Source organism: Bacillus sp. FSL K6-0923, from assembly GCF_038630825.1.
In the GTDB taxonomy this organism is placed as follows: Bacteria; Bacillota; Bacilli; order Bacillales; family Bacillaceae; genus Bacillus; species Bacillus pumilus.
In genome coordinates this window covers 1044072-1063079 of sequence record NZ_CP152044.1, presented here as the reverse complement: position 1 = coordinate 1063079, position 19008 = coordinate 1044072, and the positions used below count along the sequence as shown (strand labels likewise).

The following is a 19008-nucleotide window of genomic DNA, read 5'->3' as shown; positions in this document are numbered from 1 at the left end:
TTTATCCCCTTCATTTCTTAATAGTAAGATATTTAGAACGATTCAAATTTTTTGTCCAATTGCTTCAAATTTGTGATAGGATGGTTTTATCTTTTGATCCATTAACGCGAGAAATAGGGAGAGATTGTGATGAAGCGAACGACGAATTTTAATGCTGGTCCGGCGGCACTGCCGCTAGAAGTGCTTCAAAAAGCACAGGAAGAACTTGTTGATTTTAAACAAACTGGAATGTCTGTGATGGAGCTGTCTCATCGCAGCAGTGAATATGAAGAAGTCCACAATAAGGCAAAAGCACTGTTGGTGGAACTGATGGACATTCCTGAAGATTATGAAGTCCTCTTTTTACAGGGCGGAGCTAGCCTTCAATTTGCGATGATTCCTATGAACTTCTTACATGAAGGCGAAACGGCTCATTTCATTCAAACAGGCGCTTGGTCAGAAAAAGCATTATCAGAAGCAAAAGGGTTTGGTGAAACATCTGTGTTTGCTTCAAGTGAAGACGACAACTACTCGTATATTCCAGAAGTAGATGCCTCCGATTTAACAGATGGCGCTTACTTACACATCACATCAAACAATACGATCTTCGGCACTCAGTGGAAAACGTTCCCTGGTACATCATTACCGCTCATTGCGGATATGTCCAGTGATATTCTCAGCAAAAAAATCGATGTTTCTCAATTTGATCTCATTTATGCTGGGGCACAAAAAAACTTAGGGCCTTCTGGTATCACGATTGTGATCGCGCGCAAACGTTTATTAGAAAAAGAGAAAAGCAGCACACCGAAAATATTAAAATATTCAACACACGCAAAAGCTGGCTCTCTTTATCACACACCACCGACTTTTGCGATTTATATGCTGTCTCTTGTCCTTGACCATGTCAAACAGGCTGGCGGTGTAGAAGCAGCGGAAAAACGCAATGAACAAAAAGCAGGCATTCTCTATGACACAATTGATCAAAGCGGCGGTTTTTACAAAGGACACGCACGCACTGACAGCCGGTCGCATATGAATGTCACATTTACCCTTCGTGATGATGCGCTCACTGCTTCCTTTGTAGAGAAAGCAAAGCAAGAACAAATGGTTGGACTTGCCGGCCACCGTTCTGTCGGTGGATGCAGAGCTTCTATTTACAATGCAGTATCGATTGAAGACTGCCAAAAGCTTGCGGACTTTATGAAAAAGTTCCAGCAAGAAAATGAGTGAAAAAGCTTTTCTATAGAGAAATAAATTTGTTATAATAACGAGAAATATAAAGTGATGACTCTTGCAATAAATGATGAGCCATATTATTGGAGAGTTCTAAGAGCTTAGCAGAGGAGAGCATAGAAATGAAAACAAAAGAATTAGTGATTATGTCATTGCTTGCAGCAATGGGAGCTGTTTTGCATACGATTTTCCCGCCCATCTTTTTCGGAATGAAACCTGATATGATGCTGGTCATGATGTTTTTAAGCATCATCCTTTTCCCAAAGGTACAGCATGTAGTGGTTATTGCCCTCGTAACTGGCGCCATTTCTGCATTAACAACAGGTTTCCCAGGCGGACAAATTCCAAATATGATTGATAAACCAGTGACAGCCTTTATCTTCTTAGCCCTTTTCCTATCTTGCATGAAGATAAAGAACAAAGTAGTGCTGACCGCTGTGTTAACTGCGATTGGAACCATCGTATCCGGCGTGATTTTCTTATCTGCCGCATTACTGATCACTGGACTGCCAGCTGCATTACCGGCACTTCTTGTAGGCGTCGTCCTGCCAGCAGCCGTGATTAATACCATTGCCATGGTATTTGTCTTCCCAATTGCACAGTCCATTCTCAGACGTGCAAGAATGATAGAAGTTGCTTAACGAATAATCGAACCTCTTCATAATAGATGAAGAGGTTTTTTTCATGCTTTTATAAAAGAAAAAGAGTTAGCAGCAAAATGAGGAGCGAAATTCCTGCACCTGCCGCACACACAAGTGCTTTTTGCTTTAATACATGTTTTGGCGGATAAGACCCTGCATACCCCAGCTGTCTTGCATAATGAATAGAACCACCTGTAAAAACGACACCGATACACGTAAAAACGAACAGAAAGACAGACAACCTTCTCCCCTCCCTTTTCTTCAAAAGTATGCTAAAATAAAGCAAGCTATGTATGGAAGTTCAATGAAGCTGATCGTCAGCTCAGAGAGAACATGCGAATGTGTAAAATTTGACTAGAGGTGATTTGAATGGCTAGTGGACGTTCTTTATTAACAGGATTATTTGTAGGCGGTCTCCTCGGAGGTGCGGCAGTGCTCCTGACGACTCCCTCTTCTGGCAGAGATGTGCGCGGAAAGATGAAAGACGGCTATGACAAATTCGAAGATACGCTGACAAGATTAAAAAGAGATGGACAAGCTTTAAAAGAGCAAATTGTTGAAACAGCAAAAGAAAGCGCAGAGGTTATTAAAGAAGTCGGAACTGAATTACAAACATCGATTCAGCAATGGCGCGAAGAAATCAAACCTCATCAGCAGGATTTGCAAAAGGAAATTCAGGAAATTGAGGAAAAGCTCAAACAACTGGAGAAAACCTTACAAAACTAATATACTCAAGAAAAAATATTCGTTTACAAAAGTGTGCGGGGTGCGTATCCCGCACTTTTTTTGTTGAAAAAAGGTTATTTTGTCAATGTTTTTCATGAGTTTTAAAAATTCTTGAATTTTCAGCTTTATTAATCTTTATTTTATTGGCATAATAGAATTACAAGAAAAAGAGAAGTAGGTGAAATGGATGAATCATTCGGAACAGCCTTTCGATGTAAAAGAAGCACTTTTATTCAGTCAAAGAATGGCCCAATTGAGCAAAGCTCTTTGGAAATCCATTGAAAAGGACTGGCAGCAGTGGATCAAACCGTATAACCTAAATATCAATGAACATCATATTTTGTGGATTGCGTATCAATTAAAAGGAGCTTCAATATCAGAAATTGCAAAGTTTGGCGTCATGCATGTATCAACGGCGTTTAACTTCTCCAAGAAACTGGAGGAACGAGGATTTTTAAAATTTTCTAAAAAGTTAAACGATAAACGCAATACGTATATTGAGCTAACGCCAAAAGGCGAAGAGACATTCCATAAACTACTCGAAGATTATGACCCGGCACGAACTGGTATTGTCAAAGGCGCACAGCCGCTTCATGACATTTACGGAAAGTTCCCTGAGATTTTAGAAATGATGTGTATTATCCGAAACATCTATGGTGAGGACTTCATGGAGATTTTTGAGAAATCGTTTTCAAACATTGAGAAAGACTTTTTGAATGAGCGAGGAAAAGTCACGAAAAAACCTGAGGAACTTGAAGACTCAGCTGATGCAGCAGAAAAAGCGGCTAAAGCAAATCAAATTGTTTAATGATCTTTATAAATTCATTCATTAACGGCTGAAACAGCCCTTGATCATGCAATGCAAATATCGTCTCATGCACATCCAGCTTTTCAATTAACTGTCCTGCAAAAAGCGCAAGCATATCGTCAAACATGACGTAGCCTTGTGCTTTTTGCTTGTCCATTTCCTCTGAAAGCTCAGCACAAATACGCTCAATTTCCAGCGCCTCTTCTTTCGATACCCGCTGTCTGATTAATAATGCATAATATGGATAACGGCTCATATCGGTCGCCGTCAGCAAAAGTTCCATATAATATTCGAGCTGGCTCATTCGTTCCTCAATACTCATGTACGTTCCCTCTTTCTCTTAGTCTTTCTATTCTAGCCGAAATTACTCATTGACGAAAGAGACGAACCTCCCTCTTCTGTCTTTTTTTCTTGAAAAACCCAAAGTTTCCTCTCTTTATTCCATATGAAGGCAACATTTTATTTTTTTTCATGAAAACCATTGATTTTTATCCTCAGGAAGAGTAAATTATCTTGAGATATTCAATTAGTTTTTTAAGATTGGAAGGATGAAAAATGAATTGTTGGAAGACCATTAATCTTGAAAAGGATTATGGTTATACAAGACTGCTGATTTCAGCCATAAGTCTTGCTATACTTTTTTTCATTACGGCTTTTTTATGTTTTCAACTGACTCATCCTGAAACGAGACTAAGCAGTCACAACGCACCGCTTTTTGCTATGCTTTTACTTGTGACATTGCTTGTCCACCGTGTGGTTCACTTGATCCCAGTGATGAAAAACAAGAAAAAAATGACGCTATTTAAACGAAATTGCTGGCAGCGTGTGCCAAAGAACATCATGCTTTATTCACTTCTCAGTCCATTTTGTGTGATTTCACCGGTTTACTTTGTGTTAGGTGTGGCGCTTCCTATGTATGCACACTATTTTATCATCATCGCAAGTATTCATGCAGGCTATTGTTTGCCTGACTTTTTATTTGCATGGAAACTGCTTAAAGCACCTAAATCCTGCATCATCGATCAAGCCCAAGACGAGTTTGATATTTTAGTTGACCAAACATCCTCATCATGAGGTTTTTAAAGCCAACTTCTATCTTTTTCATAAAAAATTTGGTAATGTAGTATGGGAATAGCATAGAGAGGGGGGATCTCCGATAGTTTTATTTTACTTCATCGTCTTTGCCGCGTTTATTGTGTATTCAATAAACAGGCTTACTAATACATTATGCCTTGTCAGAGAGATTCCTGAAGAACGGCAAGATAAGGTGTTTCGCTTTATCAATGTATCGATACTGATCTTACTGATCTCATCATTTGTTGAAATTACCATATCTATTTAAGATCAAAGCAAAAGCTGCCAGTTTGAGGGCAGCTTTTTGTGTATATTGATTAATTAGCAAATCCAAGATGCACCGATAATGATCAATAAGATGAATAACACGACGACTAGTGCAAAACCGCCAGCGAAGACTTCTCCTCCCATGTAAAAACACCTCCTGCCAGTTCTTCCTCTGTTCTAAGCTCAGTGTATGCAATAAAATTGAAAACGTTTAGGCACCTGTCATCGTTTAAAAAAAGAACCGCCCGCACGCATGGCAGGACGGCTCCTTTCTGTCACAGCGATTTAATTAATAAAGATATGCTGCACCAACGATGATCAGCAAAATGAATAGCACGACCAATAAAGCAAATCCATTAGAATATCCTGCTCCCATATAATTCAGCCTCCTTTTTGTGATCACTATATGTGTATGTCGCGCGCAAATTTTTGACTAGACGAATGCCCTCCCATTTGCATTTCTTTTTACAGCGTGTCACAATATGTTATGATACAAGCAATGATAAATAAATTGGAAAGATTAGGAGTGTTTTTTGAATGAAAAAAATGGCTTTAGCAGCTGTAACAGCAGTTAGTGTTTTAACTCTTGGCGCATGCAGTAGCGGTGATAAAGATGTCATCGCAACAACAAAATCAGGAGATGTCACAAAAGAAGAGCTTTATACAACTCTTAAGAAACAAGCAGGTGGAGATGCTTTAAATCTACTTGTTCAACAAAAGGTTCTTGCTGACAAATACAAAGTATCTGATAAAGAAATTGATAAGAAAATGGAAGAATATAAAAAGACACTTGGTGAAGATCGTTTAAAACAACTTCAAGATGAATTCGGAAAAGATTACATCAAAGATCAAGTGAAATATGAGCTGCTGACTCAAAAGGCTGCCAAAGCTAACATCAAAATCACTGATAAAGAAGTAAAAGCGTATTACGATGACCTAAAAGGCAAAATCCGCGCAAGCCACATTTTAGTAGCTGATAAGAAAACAGCTGACGAAGTGGAAAAGAAATTAGATAAAGGTGAAAAATGGGATGCTGTTGTGTCTGAATATTCAACTGATACCGCTTCAGCTGCACAAGGCGGAGATGTAGGCTGGTTCGCAAAAGAAGGTCAAATGGACGAAAACTTCAGTAAAGCTGCATTCAAACTAAAAGTGAATGAAATCAGCAAACCAGTGAAATCACAATTCGGCTACCATATCATTAAAAAGACCGAAGAACGCGGTAAATACGATGACATGAAAGCAGACTTGAAAAAGGAACTAACTAATCAAAAACAAGCAGACACAAATGAAATCCAAACCATCTTAAACAAATTGGTGAAAGATGCAGATGTGAAAGTAAAAGATAAAGAGCTTGAAAACACGTTCAAAGAAAAGTCTCAACAACCCGCACAAAATCAACAAGGTCAATAATCACAAAAAACCCCCTCTGCAATGAACGTGCAGAGGGGGTTTTTTATGACCAGATTTAAGCAATCGAGTGATCTTCATGTGCCGACGTTTCCTGGGATCTTTTCACTTGCTCCCCCTGACGTCTGCGCTCTCTTTCTTGCTCCATTCGCTCGATAAAAATTTCTCCTTCCTTTTCAATAAAGGATTGATCAATCTCTTGCTCCTCTTTGGCCGTTGTCATTAATTTATACGCACAGAAAATAATGCCAATGATACATGCATACACCCACCATGGAAAAAACAACATTTTTTCATCGCCTCCTTTTTTTCAGAACAGCTCTCTCTTCCCTTGTGTTACATGCTTATGCAAAGAGAAGACAAGTTATGAAAAAAACGCCCGCATAAGCGGACGTTTTGACATGGTTATTCGTGAAAGGTTGGTTTATAAAATGAACGATTCTCTAGCGCAAAAATACGTTCTGTATATTCTCCTGGCTTCACATGCTCAAGCGCACGATCCATCATATTCATCTTCGCATCTAAATTATCAATATAGTGGAGAATTTCGGCTTCCTTTACCATTGGTGGTTTTGGGCTACCCCACTCTCCTTTTCCGTGATGACTTAGGACTAAGTGCTGTAGAATCAGAATTTCTTCTGAATCAATGCCAAGCTCCTCAGCAGCTTTCGCAATTTCTGTCACCATAATCGAAATATGACCAATTAAATTCCCTTCCACCGTATAGGTGGTTGAGACTGGGCCTGAAAGCTCTTTGACTTTTCCTAAATCATGAAGAATGATGCCTGAATATAAAAGATCTCGATCTAAAGATGGATATAGATCAACAATTGATTTAGCCAAATGCAGCATAGACACCACGTGATAAGCAAGACCAGAGACAAATTCGTGATGGTTTTTTGTCGCTGCTGGATAGTCAGCGAATTCCTGTCCATATTTTTTTAGCAAATGTCTTGTGACACGCTGTATATTAGGGTTTTTCATATCAAAAATATATTGCATAATCGTATCCATCATATCATGCTTTGGAATAGGAGCTGTTTCGAGAAAATCATCGATTCGAATTTGCTCATTTTCAGCAACAGGGCGTATATTCCTAAGTTTCAGCTGATTCCTCCCGCGATAATGATGAATATCGCCTACTACCTTCACAATGGTTTGTGCGGCATAGGTTTGTTCATCATTCTGCTTCGCATCCCATAGTTTCGCCTCAATATCTCCACTTTGATCTTGAAGAATTAACGTTAAAAATGGTTTGCCATTACTCGCAATCCCTTTAGTAGATGATTTAATTAATAAATGCAGGTCAACTTGTTCGCCGACATCATAGGTCATGATCCCTTTAGCCATTCAATAAAAGCTCCTTCCATGTTTCTGCTCATATAAGTATAACATAAGTCATTATTTGTCAATCATTCCACTGCTAAACTCGTAACCTGTCCATCTTCTGCCGCTTGCTTCATATGCTCATGACAGGTGAAATAAAACAGCTGTGTTTCAAAACGTGTGAGTTCGTTCATCATCTCCAGCAATCTGCCTAAACGCACGTGATCGAAATGAACAAAGCTGTCATCCATCATAAACGGAAGCTGACAATCTTGCTGATGAGACAAAGCAAGCGCAAAACGAATCGCTAGATAGACCTGTTCACACGTTGCCTGTGAAAGCTCCTCTGGACGGAATAGTCGTCCATCCATTCTTTTCACCATCAGGAAATCATCTTCAGGTGAAAACAAAATTGCTTCATAACGATCATTTGTTAACGGTTGAATAAAACTAGAGGCTGTTTGAAGCAATGCAGGCAGCCTTGTTTCTTTATGCTCATTCAATTTTTCTCGTATGACGGAGCGGACAAGCTGAATGGCCGCCCATTTTTTTGCGAGGTGCTTCGCATGCTCCTGCTCTGCGGCAAGCTGATGAGTCAAATCAGACACCGTTCCAGAAGCTTCTATTTGCCGGATTTCCACTGCTAGTTCTGCTAAACGCTTTTCCAGATTCTCCGCATTCAATTGAATGTCATGAAGGTGCTGCTTTGCTTCTGCACACTCCTCCTCAAGGAGAAGTAGTCCTTTGCGAATAATCCATTCCTCCTCATCAAAACAACCGCTTCTATGAAGCTCTTGATTCAGCTGCTGCAGCTCCAAAAGCCGTTCCCGGTATTCTTTCGATAGATGAGAAAGTACTTGGTAATCTTCTTTGGACTCTGCTTCTACTTGATGAAAAAGCTCATCAGTTTGTTTTTCGTAATATTGAATTTCACTTTCTAGTGTCGCGAGCTGCTGCATCGCATGTTGAATGGATACATGTAATGTTTGACGTTCTTTTTCTCTTTTCGCCTCATCTTCCAATATCTCTTGAAAGGCTGAAATATTCTCCTGCATAGTTCCTTCCTTTTTTTGAAGAATACTGGTTAACGCTGAAACCTTGCGCTCATAAATCGATTGCTGATCGGAGAGTTCTTCTATTTCACGCTGAAGCTCCTCATATGCCGCTGTATTGATTTTTAATTGTTTTAGAATATGGAAGGCCTCTACTAGGAAAGAAAGCTCAGACGACAAGCCAAGCTGTCTCTTCTTTTCCTCTACTTGCTGCTGGACAGGCTCCAGCTCTAGCTCCCAGTCTTCATATTGCCGGATGATTCTTTCGTACAGCAGCTCCTTCTGCCTCATAAGTGTTTCAGCTGAAGCTGCCTGCACTTGAAAGGAATCTAAGGCGGCTTCGCCGTTTCTTTGTTTCATAGGGCTCATTTGACTGGATGAGTAAATGACAAAGAAGAGAAAAACAGAAAATCCCGCAAACGAGAGCGTGATCCACCACTCTGTTAAAAAGAATAGAACAAACAGAAACACCACATCAAATGCGATCAAGCCTTGGAATAACAACGCCAGGGAATAAACCCGTTTCTTTTTCGATCTTGTCCCCTTCGCTTCATCTTCTGCTCCGCGCAGTCTCACTTCTTGTTCCTTTAATCCTTTTAGCGCGGATTCTGCTTCGTCCAGCTCATGTCTTGCGTGATCAAATCGTTCATCTAACTGCGCTTTTCTGTCCATGAGACGAACGTATTGAGTGACAGTCTCCTTTAATTCCCACTCGAATTCAAGCGAATCGTCGATTTGTTCGAGCTTTATCGGGCGCTCCCAGTTTAACTTTGCGACCGCTTCGTCTATTTTTTGTTTCAATGAATCACGGTTTGCTTGACACTCTGCTATGCGCTTTTTCACAAGCTCAACATTAGATGCTTCATCTACGACTCGTTTCATCTCCATAAAGGTTTCCTTGTCATAAAGCGGTTGAACTTGTACGAGTGAGGTTTGCAAATGATCTAACCTCTGTTTCAGTGCAGTCAATTGAGCCTTTTTCGGGTGAAGGTGTGATTCTAGTTTATCCAGCTCATGCTCAGTTTCTGCTCTAAAACGTTTGACTCGGTCTGGATAGCGGGCTAATTCCTTTTTCAACTCCACTTTTTTCTCAATCATGGGATACACTTGAATAGATTCAGTCAGTTTCTGAAGGTGTTCTTCCGCTTGCTTCATTTCATTTTGAAGCTTTTCGATCGTCTCCGTTAATTCAGAATGCTCCCGTTTCTTTTCGATATAGCTGCCTTCTGCCAATCTCGCTTGTTTCAGCTGACCTGTCAGCTCTTTTAAGCGATCAAGCTGCTGATTTAATTCAGGTTTGCGGCCATTTGGTTTAAACAGCTGCTCCTGCTGCTTTAGCAGCCTGCTATCCATCTTGGTGGCTGCATCTGAGCCAAATAAACTTGAGAAAAGTAGAAATTCGCCTATCTGGTCCTGATTTAAGGCTTGGACATTTTGAAGTCCAAACACATCAAACGAATAAATTGATTGATATAATCTGCGATCCGTTCCCTTTAAAAGTGTTTGTAGAAAAGCTTCGTCTTTCACTTCACCATTCGGTAAAAACACCTGTGCTTGCCCACCGCGATCGGATGTTCTCTCAATATGAATGACGCCTAACTCGTCATCTTGGCAAGTGAGGGAACCACCATAAAAAGAACCCTGCTTCATCTTGTACATCTTGTTTTTCGGAAAACCAAATAACATCGATTCAATAAACGTTTTCAATGTCGTTTTCCCCGATTCATTCAGCCCGTAAACTAGCTGAAAACCGTCATCAGAAAAGTGAAAGGTCCGATTTGAAAATTTTCCAAAATGGGCGATATGGAGTGAACGTATTTTCATTGTGCCTCTCCTTTTCTCATAATTGCTTAAGCTGTTCTGTCAGCAGCCTTTGTGCTTCTTCTTTTATATCCACTTCATCCTCTTTTGTAAGAGCTTTTCCTGACTTTCTATAGGTTGGGTGACGCTTGATCGGTGATAGAAGCTCTTCATATGCCTCAAACTGTGAAATTTCAGCAGTGAGTTCCTTTAAAAAGGAATCTTCTGGATAGGCGACGTCCTCGTTTGTCTGGCAGTCAATCGATATCACCCAAACGAATACATCTTCATCTTCCTCCTGTTCATGAAGAACGGCCATCAGCTCCTCAAGCAACTCAAGCTGCGTATGCTCAAAGTAAGAAGGAGAATCACCCGTCAATTCAATTTTCACAAAATGAGGGACGCCTTCTTCTTTCAGTTCAATGATTTTGTTATCCACAAGTGTCACAAGATCCGTCATATGAACCGTCTCTGTGATGTCTATTTCAAGTGTCTCAAACATCACATCCGCACAGCTAATAAATTCCGCTGCCGCAGAATCCTCGGAGAGTTGAACAACGTAACAGCCTTTCTCTCCTGTTTCTTTTATATGTCTACCCTGCATGTTACCAGGGTAAATAATCAACGGGTCTTCATGCAGAAGAGCTCTCTTATGTATATGTCCAAGCGCCCAATAATCGAAATCTCGGGAAAGGAGCTGCTCAAGCTGAAAAGGTGCATACGCGTCATGACCTTCTTGTCCAGCTAATGTACCGTGAAGCATCGCAATGTGATAGGCAGCATCTGTCGTTTTGACGTAATGAGAGGTCATATTTTCATAGACAGCACGCTCTTTGTAGCTAAATCCATAAATACTTGCGACAAGCTGATCTCCTCTATAGTAGGATTGCTCACTTGGGGTACTGGTTGAAAAAACGTGCACATTCTCAGGCCACTCAATCGGTGTCCATTCACCGCCTAAATGATCATGATTACCATAAATAATAAAGACTTCAATCCCTTTGGTTTGCAGTCTTAGAAACTGATTTCTTAAAAACAGCTGTGCTTTCAGACTGCGGTTAGATTCATCAAATAAATCTCCGCTCAGCAGCACAAAGTCTACTGCTCGAGCAATGGCGAGATCAAACATATTCTTCGCACTTTGAAATGTACTTTCTTTGAGCCGCTTAAAGGGTAAGCTAGGGATATTCGACATTCCTGCAAATGGACTGTCTAAATGTAAATCTGCGGCATGAATAAAGGTAAGCTTAGTCAAACGTCTATCTCCTTGTCCGATACTGTCATTGTCCATATTTTATCATGCCATTTTTGCGAATGCACGTTCTATCACTCTCATTCTAAAAAACACATTTTTAAGGGATAAAAAAGAGGTTTTGTCTTATTCCTTGTTTAATTACATAGAAAAGCAGAGGAAAGGAAGATGAGGAATGGAGAAGACATACTTTTTAACTGTATTTGACCCGTCAGGTGAGACTTTACTAAATGAAAAAATCACAACAGATAGTGATGAAAAGGCAAAGGAATTAGGTCGCCATCGCTTATTAGAACAGCAATACACGAAGCATTCTCATCGGCTCGTTGATGATGCAGGCAAGCTACTTTTATTTGAACGTTAAAAAGCCGGCATTCGCCGGCCTCACATTCGTTTATACATTCTGGAACACAGGTCGTCTTTTTTCTAAAAAGGCCTGAATGCCTTCCTTATGATCATGGCTTTGCCTCAGTCTAGCCTGTGCTGCCCTCTCCTTTTGAAGAACGGCTAACAGCTGTGATTCTGACTGCTGGAAATAGATTCGCTTTGTCTCGATAAATGCTTGAAGCGGCATGTTCATAAACGGCTTCACACATACCTTTTGATACGCATCGACGTCCTCTTGAAATACGCCGTCTGCAAGGCGCAGCTTTAGCGCTTCTTCAGCCGGAAGCTTTTGTCCGCTCCAAATCAATTGTTTCGCGGTTTGTTCACTGACTCTTTTTGTGAGGAAAAAGTGCCCTCCGCCATCTGGAATTAAGCCTACTCCATTAAAATTCATGGCGAGTTTTGCATCTTGATGCATAAACAAGTAGTCACAGCTTAAAGCAAAGCTAAAAGCAAGGCCTGCCGCTGACCCGTGGACAAGGGCAATCGTCACTTTTTTCATACCAGCTAGAGAAAGCGTAATCCCCTCGATCAAATCCATCACACGATGGAAATCCTCTTCACTTTCCTGCTTAAGCATCATGCCAATATCTCCGCCTGCTGAAAATCCTTTTCCCGCACCCTTAATCACAATGACTTTTGCACTACTATCCTCCGCCGCATCACATGCTTCTTTGAATTCAGCAAACATCTCCACATGAAATGAATTGTAAGCATCCGGTCTATCGAAAACGATTTCAAAAATATCTCCGTCTAGCTGACAATTGATATATGTCATCATCCATCCCCCTTTTTTAAGCACATGACTTACTTCCATTTCAACCCGAATAATCCTTTTTCCTCTGCATAAAAAATTTCAGGATCAGTTGATACCAAAACAAGCATAATTGTTGAAACGAAAAATATATTTTTATATAGTAAATGAAGAAAGAAATTGATGGTGAAAGGGGGAGAATGGTTGATCAGGTGTTCCCTATTCATATTAGTTCATTTCATCGTCATGTTTTCTCCTTTTTCAAATGTCGTTTTTGCTCCACAAGCAGAAGCGAGCACACCTAGTCTTATTTCTCCATCCATCTACGATGAAGAAATACACGCTGTGAAGACACCTCCATTTTCAAAAAAACATGCCTCTTCTATTCTATTAAAGGACAAATTATCACTGGCTGATTCAAAGATTTTTCTTCTAAAGCCTGCTCCATCAGCTGCGTTATCGATTGATCTATGTTTTTTGAAAATGAAGTGTGCGATCCCTATTATGTGTCAATCAAATTATCTATAATGATTCATTTTATTTCATCCGTATTCACTATATGAAAATCACAACCTATCATATTCGGAGGGATAAAATGAATATTAAAGAAAATGATCTTCCTGGGATCGGAAAGAAATTTGAAATTGAAACGAGAAATAGAGAAAAGATGACGATCGTGATTCATGATGATGGCAGACGGGAGATTTATCGTTTTGATGATGATGATCCAGATGAAGTGCTGTCCACCATTTCTCTCGATGATGCTGAATCACGGCAAATCGCTGCAATTATTGGCGGCATGGTGTATAAACCACAGGCACTCGAAACCATTGAAATGGCCTTCAACGACTTGATGATTGAATGGTTTAAGGTGGAAAAAGAAGCAAAAGCGGTTGGACATACACTCGGTGATTTAGATGTGCGGCAAAACTATGAAGTCACCGTCATTGCGATCATAAAGCATACAAATGAAAAATTACTCAACCCTGGTGCCGAATCGATTATTGAAGCAAATGATACACTGGTCATTTCAGGCGAAAGAAAACACTTAAAGCGATTGATACGTGATTTTCTTTCAAGAGGGGGAGAGTGATGAATGGATCATTTAGTCTTTGAAGTTGGGACGGCACTGATTCTCATCGCCATCGCCAGCTTAATCGCCAATAAAATGAAATTCTCAATCATTCCTTTCCTCATTGTCCTTGGTATGATCGTTGGTCCGCATGCTCCAACCATTGGGATCATTGATCTAAAATTTATTGAAAGCACCGACATTATTTCGTTTTTTGGCAGAATGGGCGTCTTGTTCCTTCTTTTCTACCTTGGACTTGAGTTCTCTGCGGGAAAGCTCATTAAATCGGGCAAGTCCATTGCTGTCGGCGGATCTATATATATTTTGATTAACTTCAGCTTAGGACTGCTTTACGGCTTTATTACAGGGTTTGGGGTCCTCGAAGTTCTCATTATGGCAGGAGTTATCACGATTTCATCCAGTGCCATTGTGGCCAAAGTTCTTGTTGATTTGAAACGGACAGCGAATCCTGAAACTGAGTTAATTCTTGGGATCATCATGTTTGAGGATATTTTCCTCGCTGTTTATTTATCCGTCGTATCCGGTCTTGTCCTTGGAGATGCCACAACTGTTGGCGGTGCATTATTATCTATTTTCATTGCTTTTGGTTATATGATGCTTTTCTTTATCATTGCACGTAAGCTGCCGAAACGATTAAACAAGTTATTCGATATCCGTTCGAACGAAGTGTTCATCATTGTGATTTTTGCGGCTTTATTTTTTGTCGCAGGTTTCTCAGAGACGATCCATGTAGCAGAGGCCATTGGTGCTCTCTTACTTGGTCTTGTTTTCTCAGAAACAGAGCACGCTGACCGCATTGAACATCTTGTGGTACCATTTAGAGATTTCTTCGGGGCCATGTTTTTCTTCAGCTTCGGTCTCAGCATTGATCCATTTACATTAGGTGATGCATTTTGGCTTGCGATTGGCGCTGTGGTCCTCACCTTCATTGGGAATTTCACTGCTGGAATGTTCGCTGGGAGAAGAGCTGGATTTTCTCATAAAGCGTCTTCTAATATTGGTTTAACCATCGTATCACGCGGAGAGTTTTCAATTATTGTAGCCGAGCTCGGTATTGCGGGCGGACTTGCCGCTACCTTAAAGCCATTTGCTGCATTGTATGTCTTAATCCTTGCGATATTAGGTCCACTAGTGACGAAGGAATCTAAGCGAATCTATCAAATCCTAAACAAAGTGTTCAAATGGCAAACAGAAAAACCAAAAGCGAAAAAAGAAACGACAATCTAATGAAAAAGGGCCCTATGCTTGGGCCCTTTTTATCTCTTATTCAAATTGCTGAAAAGCTGTTTCTTGCTTGACTGGCGCTTCTTTGACCCCGCGAATCGTTTGAATCACTTTCTGGTTGCGGTAGATGGATAGTTTTAAATTGGTCGCCGCTGTTCCATGAGAGTGATCTAGGTGCGTGAATGTAAAAAAATGATGCGGACGCTTGTCTTTGAACACAAGCCTGAAGTCTTTTGTCACTTTAAAATGTTCCTCACTTTCCCATTCAATCAAAGGTTCATACGCACTAAACCACGCCGGGATATTCGGTGTGTACCCTGTAGCCAATACGGCACGATCTACTGTTATACTCTTTTCTTTCTTTAGCTGCCACTGCTTTAGTTTCAGCTTCAGAGACTGATTCTCCTCCACCTGAATCGCTTCAAGCTCGGTCATTGGCTGAATAATCACAGATGGCTCTTCGCCAGAAACAGACCGATGATACAATTCTTGATAAATGCGTGAGAGCGTCGATGCATCTATCCCATTTCTTAATCCAGTCAGCCTAGGCAATGTGTTCATTCGTTCTTCATAAGGAAGCGAATGGAAATATTCAACGTACTTTGGTGTAAATAGCTCCTGACCAAGCTCAGCCGTCTCTAGCTCTCTAAATTCACTAGATCGCGTAAACCAAGATAGCTGCTGCCCTTTCTTCTGATGCTGAAGCAAGTCTAAGAAGATTTCGGCTGCACTCTGCCCAGAGCCAATCACCGTCACCGACTCAGCTTCATGAAGTTCTTTCTGCTGGTCTAAATACCGGCTGCTATGGGTCACATTTGGCAGTGCAGCATCAGGCACATCGACAGGAATCATCGGTTTGCTCCCTGTTCCAAGCACGACATGCTTTGCCCGATACTCAGAAAGCGATCCATCCTTTAAGCACCTGACTTTCACAAGATAACCACCTTGACAGTCCGTCACTTCTTCTACCTTCATGCCAAATTGACAGCTATCTATTTCACCTGCGACCCATGATAAATACTCATTGAATTCTCTTCGCGGAATGTCAAACTGTTCAAATGTATAGAACCGGTGAAGTCTATTGGATTCATGTAAATAATTTAAAAATGTATATCTGCTCCTTGGATTCGCCATCGTCACAAGATCAGCTAAAAAGGAGACTTGTAAATCCGTTCCTTTGATCAGCATACCAGGATGCCAGGCAAATTCAGACTCCTGTTCAAAAAAACAGCATGAAACATCTTCATACTCCTCTAACAAAGCCGCCAAACCTAAATTGGCAGGTCCAATCCCAATTCCGATCACATCAATCATATGTACACCTGCTTTAACTTTTTATCACTTATATACCCTTTTACAAATGAAAAAAAACACTACGTCACCGCAGTGTTTAAACGTGAGGAACAAATAATGACTCAAGAAATTGAATTTTCTCTTCAGTATAGTGTTCATAACGGTCATTATATGATTTTGGATCTTTTGGATTGGCATATTGCGTAATTTTTCCTGAACGTGGATCAATGAATTTACTAGCAGCACCGCATCCAATCCCAATGATTGTCTGCACTTCTTCCATAATAATGATATTATACAAACTTTCCTGTCCATCTAATGAATACCCGACATTTTCAAGGTTCCCTAAGATGTTTTTTTGTCTATATAAATAATAAGGATGATAGTCATGTGCTTTCGTCCAAGCGACCGCTTCATCCATCATACGTGTGATTTCTTCTCGGTCAGCTACTTGATATTTGTCCTTATTGCGCGTCATCTCAGACGCTCTTTTAAAGGAGAGCGTATGCACAGTTAAAGATTCAGGCTTAAGTTCTTCAGTCTGCTGCAAGGAATGCTGGAATTCCTTTAGCCCTTCTCCCGGCAAACCAATAATTAAGTCCATATTAATGTTATTCATGCCATACTGTCTTGATAAGTGATACTTTTCAATCGTTTCTTCTACACTATGGTGACGGCCAATGGCTTTCAGTGTTTCATTCTCATACGATTGTGGATTGATACTAATCCGGTCAATATGATATCGGTTTAGCACCTCTAGCTTATCAGGCGAAATCGTATCAGGACGCCCTGCTTCGACAGTCACTTCCCGTATATGTTTCACATCAGGGAATGAGCGGTACATTTCTTCATACAGTAAATCCATTTCTTCCGCAGTGATACTTGTCGGCGTACCTCCGCCAAAGTAAACGGTCGTCACTTTAATCCCATGTTCTTTTAGCCAAGTACCGATTTTTTGCATCTCATAATGCAGACCAAACAAAAACGTTCCCACTCTTCCAGCTTGTCCTTTAATCGCATAAGCAGGAAACGTGCAATAAGCGCATTTTGTTGGGCAGAAAGGAATACCAATATAAATACTTACCTCCTGCTGAAGGTCATACAGGTCAGGAATCGCTTGAAGCTGACGATCGACAATCTCCTGCATCAAATCGATTTTTTCATCATGAATCAAATAATCACGCTTTAATGCGGCATGCGCATCTTCCTTTGTCATACCATCTCTCAGCATCTTATGAAGTAATTTTGTAGGACGTATCCCTGTGAGAATCCCCCACTTTTGCGTCATTCCTGTGTGCTCCTGAAGCAGATGTAAATAAACAGACAACACTGTGTTTTTAATTTGCTTCCAGCGCTCCTTGTCGTTCAATCCCTTTGGGACGTCTCGCGAAAAACGACTAGTGATGTCTGTTCCAGCGATGTGACCAGATGCCTCCACCGTTCCATTTTCTTCTTTCCAGCTAAACTCCATGACTAGTCCATCATGCAATTCATCTGGACCAAACAGCACTTCACTATCTTCTTCAAATAAATTGGCTATATTGACAAGCGGGCGATGAAATCGTTCATCTGACAGCCCTTTAATTAAAATTCGCATCGTATCACCTTTATCTTCAAACTTGTTTCATTTTACAAAATCTATGTAGGAAAAGCAATGACTGGAACAGTTGAAGGCCCTGCCATTTCTTGATTGACAGGACCTTCGTCTATATTATCGCTTAATATCGAATTGATGTAAAAATCCTTCTCTTTGCTGCATTCTAAAGTATTCTTTGATCATATAAGCGACTCCCTGTTCATCGTGTGACCGTGTCACCCAATCGGCTTTACGTTTAACAGAATGAGGTGCATTTCCCATCGCAACGCCTAAGCCAGCCAATTCGAGCATTGGAATATCATCTGTTCCCTGCCCAATGACCACCGTATCTTCTAATGTCAAACCTAAGGCTGAGGTCAAAAGAGAAAGCCCCGCTTCTTTTGATACGCCTTTGCATACAATATTCATTTTCTCATCACTAATCCGAATAAGATCGACAGATGGAAAAGCTTGTTGAATAGTTCGGTGAATTTCAGCCTGAAGCTCTGCGGTTGAATACACTTCAATCACTGGTGTACTGACCGGTTCATCCATCAGCATATCACTTAGCGATTCAACAAATTGCACGGGATAGAAAATTGGATCAGACGGATGAATCAACGTCTTTCCCATCAGCTGTGACTGCGTTTTTTTCCGGTTGCCAATCGAGAATTTTTCATGCAGCAAGCGAACATTACAATCAAAGCTTTCAAGAATTTGCACAAGATTAAATGTTTTTTCTTCCGTTAGTTTTTTCACATGAAGCGGCTCATCGAGTTTATTCGCGATAAATGCACCACTATGCGTTACAAGGGTTGACGTTGGAATCTTCAACGCCTTGGCAATTTTTTGTGCGGAACGAAAATGCCGATTGGTGACAAGCGTCACGTAAACCCCTTTTTTCTTTACGTATTCCACAGCTTCTTTTGTAGCGGAATGGATTTTTCCATTGGAACGAAGTAACGTTCCATCTATATTGAGTGCAAGTAATTTTTTTGACACTGAGGCATCCCCCTTCTTGATGACTGTACTTACGATGAGGATATGCCCTAGCTTGGTGCTTTAGAACATGCAGTTGAAAGAGCCCTGTGTGTTATGAATCTTTTGCAAATA

At 40.6% G+C, this 19008-nt stretch carries 23 protein-coding genes; 11 read left to right on the top strand and 12 right to left on the bottom strand.

The window, feature by feature from the left end:
• Positions 1 to 129: 129 nt before the first annotated feature.
• Complete coding sequence (serC, locus tag MHI16_RS05300) at positions 130 to 1209, top strand: 3-phosphoserine/phosphohydroxythreonine transaminase (RefSeq protein ID WP_058014394.1); 1080 nt, start codon at positions 130 to 132, stop codon at positions 1207 to 1209.
• Positions 1210 to 1334: 125 nt separating this feature from the next.
• A complete protein-coding gene (locus MHI16_RS05295; RefSeq protein WP_003212065.1) occupies positions 1335 to 1853 on the top strand; it encodes a tryptophan transporter in 519 nt (172 codons plus the stop codon).
• Between the two features lie 49 nt (positions 1854 to 1902).
• On the opposite strand, the gene MHI16_RS05290 is transcribed toward MHI16_RS05295, so the two are convergent.
• Complete coding sequence (locus MHI16_RS05290; protein WP_003211362.1) at positions 1903 to 2094, bottom strand: hypothetical protein; 192 nt, start codon at positions 2092 to 2094, stop codon at positions 1903 to 1905.
• 128 nt (positions 2095 to 2222) lie between these two features.
• On the opposite strand from MHI16_RS05290, the gene MHI16_RS05285 reads away from it, so the two are divergent.
• Positions 2223 to 2579: a YtxH domain-containing protein gene (locus MHI16_RS05285; RefSeq protein WP_007497160.1), complete on the top strand. Its 357-nt coding sequence runs from the start codon at positions 2223 to 2225 to the stop codon at positions 2577 to 2579.
• A gap of 187 nt (positions 2580 to 2766) precedes the next feature.
• Positions 2767 to 3387: an HTH-type transcriptional regulator Hpr gene (locus tag MHI16_RS05280; protein ID WP_034663587.1), complete on the top strand. Its 621-nt coding sequence runs from the start codon at positions 2767 to 2769 to the stop codon at positions 3385 to 3387.
• Here MHI16_RS05280 and MHI16_RS05275 read toward each other — a convergent pair.
• Positions 3365 to 3709, bottom strand: coding sequence for a YhaI family protein (locus MHI16_RS05275; RefSeq protein WP_058014395.1), 345 nt, complete (start codon positions 3707 to 3709; stop codon positions 3365 to 3367). The two genes, MHI16_RS05280 and MHI16_RS05275, sit on opposite strands and share 23 nt — an antisense overlap.
• A 233-nt stretch (positions 3710 to 3942) precedes the next feature.
• Between MHI16_RS05275 and MHI16_RS05270 the strand changes: the two genes are divergently transcribed.
• Both MHI16_RS05270 and MHI16_RS05265 read left to right on the top strand, forming a co-directional pair.
• Entirely contained in the window at positions 3943 to 4461 is a 519-nt protein-coding gene (locus tag MHI16_RS05270; protein WP_058014396.1) for a DUF3267 domain-containing protein, read from the top strand.
• Positions 4462 to 4543: 82 nt separating this feature from the next.
• On the top strand, positions 4544 to 4729 hold the full coding sequence (locus MHI16_RS05265) for a hypothetical protein (RefSeq protein ID WP_072368131.1): 186 nt from the start codon (positions 4544 to 4546) through the stop codon (positions 4727 to 4729).
• A 53-nt stretch (positions 4730 to 4782) separates the two neighbouring features.
• Here MHI16_RS05265 and MHI16_RS05260 read toward each other — a convergent pair whose 3' ends face one another.
• Together MHI16_RS05260 and MHI16_RS05255 are read right to left on the bottom strand one after the other, a co-directional pair.
• The gene (locus MHI16_RS05260; RefSeq protein WP_017360317.1) at positions 4783 to 4872 is read right to left on the bottom strand and encodes a YjcZ family sporulation protein; all 90 of its coding nucleotides are present in this window, start codon (positions 4870 to 4872) and stop codon (positions 4783 to 4785) included.
• Between the two features lie 145 nt (positions 4873 to 5017).
• Positions 5018 to 5104 carry a YjcZ family sporulation protein gene (locus MHI16_RS05255; protein WP_008361129.1) on the bottom strand — a complete coding sequence of 29 codons (87 nt, stop codon included), beginning with the start codon at positions 5102 to 5104 and terminating at the stop codon, positions 5018 to 5020.
• Between the two features lie 161 nt (positions 5105 to 5265).
• Between MHI16_RS05255 and MHI16_RS05250 the strand changes: the two genes are divergently transcribed.
• Entirely contained in the window at positions 5266 to 6141 is an 876-nt protein-coding gene (locus MHI16_RS05250; protein ID WP_058014397.1) for a peptidylprolyl isomerase, read from the top strand.
• Positions 6142 to 6196: 55 nt separating this feature from the next.
• On the opposite strand, the gene MHI16_RS05245 is transcribed toward MHI16_RS05250, so the two are convergent.
• From MHI16_RS05245 to MHI16_RS05230, 4 genes are all read right to left on the bottom strand, one after another.
• Complete coding sequence (locus MHI16_RS05245) at positions 6197 to 6427, bottom strand: sporulation YhaL family protein (protein ID WP_058014398.1); 231 nt, start codon at positions 6425 to 6427, stop codon at positions 6197 to 6199.
• Positions 6428 to 6543: 116 nt separating this feature from the next.
• Positions 6544 to 7488, bottom strand: a complete 945-nt coding sequence (yhaM, locus tag MHI16_RS05240) for a 3'-5' exoribonuclease YhaM (RefSeq protein WP_003211952.1) — start codon at positions 7486 to 7488, stop codon at positions 6544 to 6546.
• A 62-nt stretch (positions 7489 to 7550) separates the two neighbouring features.
• The gene (locus MHI16_RS05235) at positions 7551 to 10340 is read right to left on the bottom strand and encodes an AAA family ATPase (protein ID WP_058014399.1); all 2790 of its coding nucleotides are present in this window, start codon (positions 10338 to 10340) and stop codon (positions 7551 to 7553) included.
• A 16-nt stretch (positions 10341 to 10356) separates the two neighbouring features.
• Positions 10357 to 11571, bottom strand: a complete 1215-nt coding sequence (locus tag MHI16_RS05230) for a DNA repair exonuclease (RefSeq protein ID WP_058014400.1) — start codon at positions 11569 to 11571, stop codon at positions 10357 to 10359.
• Between the two features lie 172 nt (positions 11572 to 11743).
• Between MHI16_RS05230 and MHI16_RS05225 the strand changes: the two genes are divergently transcribed.
• Positions 11744 to 11932 (top strand): YhzD family protein, encoded by a 189-nt coding sequence (locus MHI16_RS05225; RefSeq protein WP_012009445.1) that lies wholly within the window; start codon positions 11744 to 11746, stop codon positions 11930 to 11932.
• A 30-nt stretch (positions 11933 to 11962) separates the two neighbouring features.
• On the opposite strand, the gene MHI16_RS05220 is transcribed toward MHI16_RS05225, so the two are convergent.
• Entirely contained in the window at positions 11963 to 12736 is a 774-nt protein-coding gene (locus tag MHI16_RS05220; protein ID WP_268466934.1) for an enoyl-CoA hydratase, read from the bottom strand.
• A 177-nt stretch (positions 12737 to 12913) separates the two neighbouring features.
• On the opposite strand from MHI16_RS05220, the gene MHI16_RS05215 reads away from it, so the two are divergent.
• From MHI16_RS05215 to MHI16_RS05205, 3 genes are all read left to right on the top strand, one after another.
• Positions 12914 to 13237 (top strand): potassium:proton antiporter, encoded by a 324-nt coding sequence (locus MHI16_RS05215; protein WP_342498129.1) that lies wholly within the window; start codon positions 12914 to 12916, stop codon positions 13235 to 13237.
• Between the two features lie 67 nt (positions 13238 to 13304).
• Positions 13305 to 13802, top strand: coding sequence for a cation:proton antiporter regulatory subunit (locus tag MHI16_RS05210; protein ID WP_268466933.1), 498 nt, complete (start codon positions 13305 to 13307; stop codon positions 13800 to 13802).
• A 3-nt stretch (positions 13803 to 13805) separates the two neighbouring features.
• On the top strand, positions 13806 to 15029 hold the full coding sequence (locus tag MHI16_RS05205) for a cation:proton antiporter (protein WP_268466932.1): 1224 nt from the start codon (positions 13806 to 13808) through the stop codon (positions 15027 to 15029).
• A 36-nt stretch (positions 15030 to 15065) separates the two neighbouring features.
• Here MHI16_RS05205 and MHI16_RS05200 read toward each other — a convergent pair whose 3' ends face one another.
• From MHI16_RS05200 to MHI16_RS05190, 3 genes are all read right to left on the bottom strand, one after another.
• Positions 15066 to 16340: a SidA/IucD/PvdA family monooxygenase gene (locus tag MHI16_RS05200; protein ID WP_058014405.1), complete on the bottom strand. Its 1275-nt coding sequence runs from the start codon at positions 16338 to 16340 to the stop codon at positions 15066 to 15068.
• A 76-nt stretch (positions 16341 to 16416) separates the two neighbouring features.
• Positions 16417 to 17916, bottom strand: a complete 1500-nt coding sequence (locus MHI16_RS05195; protein WP_268466931.1) for a coproporphyrinogen III oxidase — start codon at positions 17914 to 17916, stop codon at positions 16417 to 16419.
• 114 nt (positions 17917 to 18030) lie between these two features.
• A complete protein-coding gene (locus MHI16_RS05190) occupies positions 18031 to 18897 on the bottom strand; it encodes a Cof-type HAD-IIB family hydrolase (RefSeq protein WP_144462461.1) in 867 nt (288 codons plus the stop codon).
• Between the last annotated feature and the right edge of the window lie 111 nt (positions 18898 to 19008).

Excerpts from the sequence above, each read along its gene's own strand:
- serC (WP_058014394.1), top strand. The coding sequence starts at position 130 with ATGAAGCGAACGACGAATTTTAATGCTGGTCCGGCGGCACTGCCGCTA.
- MHI16_RS05295 (WP_003212065.1), top strand. The coding sequence starts at position 1,335 with ATGAAAACAAAAGAATTAGTGATTATGTCATTGCTTGCAGCAATGGGA.
- MHI16_RS05285 (WP_007497160.1), top strand. The coding sequence starts at position 2,223 with ATGGCTAGTGGACGTTCTTTATTAACAGGATTATTTGTAGGCGGTCTC.
- MHI16_RS05280 (WP_034663587.1), top strand. The coding sequence starts at position 2,767 with ATGAATCATTCGGAACAGCCTTTCGATGTAAAAGAAGCACTTTTATTC.
- MHI16_RS05275 (WP_058014395.1), bottom strand. The coding sequence starts at position 3,709 with ATGAGTATTGAGGAACGAATGAGCCAGCTCGAATATTATATGGAACTT.
- MHI16_RS05270 (WP_058014396.1), top strand. The coding sequence starts at position 3,943 with ATGAATTGTTGGAAGACCATTAATCTTGAAAAGGATTATGGTTATACA.
- MHI16_RS05260 (WP_017360317.1), bottom strand. The coding sequence starts at position 4,872 with ATGGGAGGAGAAGTCTTCGCTGGCGGTTTTGCACTAGTCGTCGTGTTA.
- MHI16_RS05255 (WP_008361129.1), bottom strand. The coding sequence starts at position 5,104 with ATGGGAGCAGGATATTCTAATGGATTTGCTTTATTGGTCGTGCTATTC.
- MHI16_RS05250 (WP_058014397.1), top strand. The coding sequence starts at position 5,266 with ATGAAAAAAATGGCTTTAGCAGCTGTAACAGCAGTTAGTGTTTTAACT.
- MHI16_RS05245 (WP_058014398.1), bottom strand. The coding sequence starts at position 6,427 with ATGTTGTTTTTTCCATGGTGGGTGTATGCATGTATCATTGGCATTATT.
- yhaM (WP_003211952.1), bottom strand. The coding sequence starts at position 7,488 with ATGGCTAAAGGGATCATGACCTATGATGTCGGCGAACAAGTTGACCTG.
- MHI16_RS05235 (WP_058014399.1), bottom strand. The coding sequence starts at position 10,340 with ATGAAAATACGTTCACTCCATATCGCCCATTTTGGAAAATTTTCAAAT.
- MHI16_RS05225 (WP_012009445.1), top strand. The coding sequence starts at position 11,744 with ATGGAGAAGACATACTTTTTAACTGTATTTGACCCGTCAGGTGAGACT.
- MHI16_RS05220 (WP_268466934.1), bottom strand. The coding sequence starts at position 12,736 with ATGATGACATATATCAATTGTCAGCTAGACGGAGATATTTTTGAAATC.
- MHI16_RS05210 (WP_268466933.1), top strand. The coding sequence starts at position 13,305 with ATGAATATTAAAGAAAATGATCTTCCTGGGATCGGAAAGAAATTTGAA.
- MHI16_RS05205 (WP_268466932.1), top strand. The coding sequence starts at position 13,806 with ATGGATCATTTAGTCTTTGAAGTTGGGACGGCACTGATTCTCATCGCC.
- MHI16_RS05200 (WP_058014405.1), bottom strand. The coding sequence starts at position 16,340 with ATGATTGATGTGATCGGAATTGGGATTGGACCTGCCAATTTAGGTTTG.
- MHI16_RS05195 (WP_268466931.1), bottom strand. The coding sequence starts at position 17,916 with ATGCGAATTTTAATTAAAGGGCTGTCAGATGAACGATTTCATCGCCCG.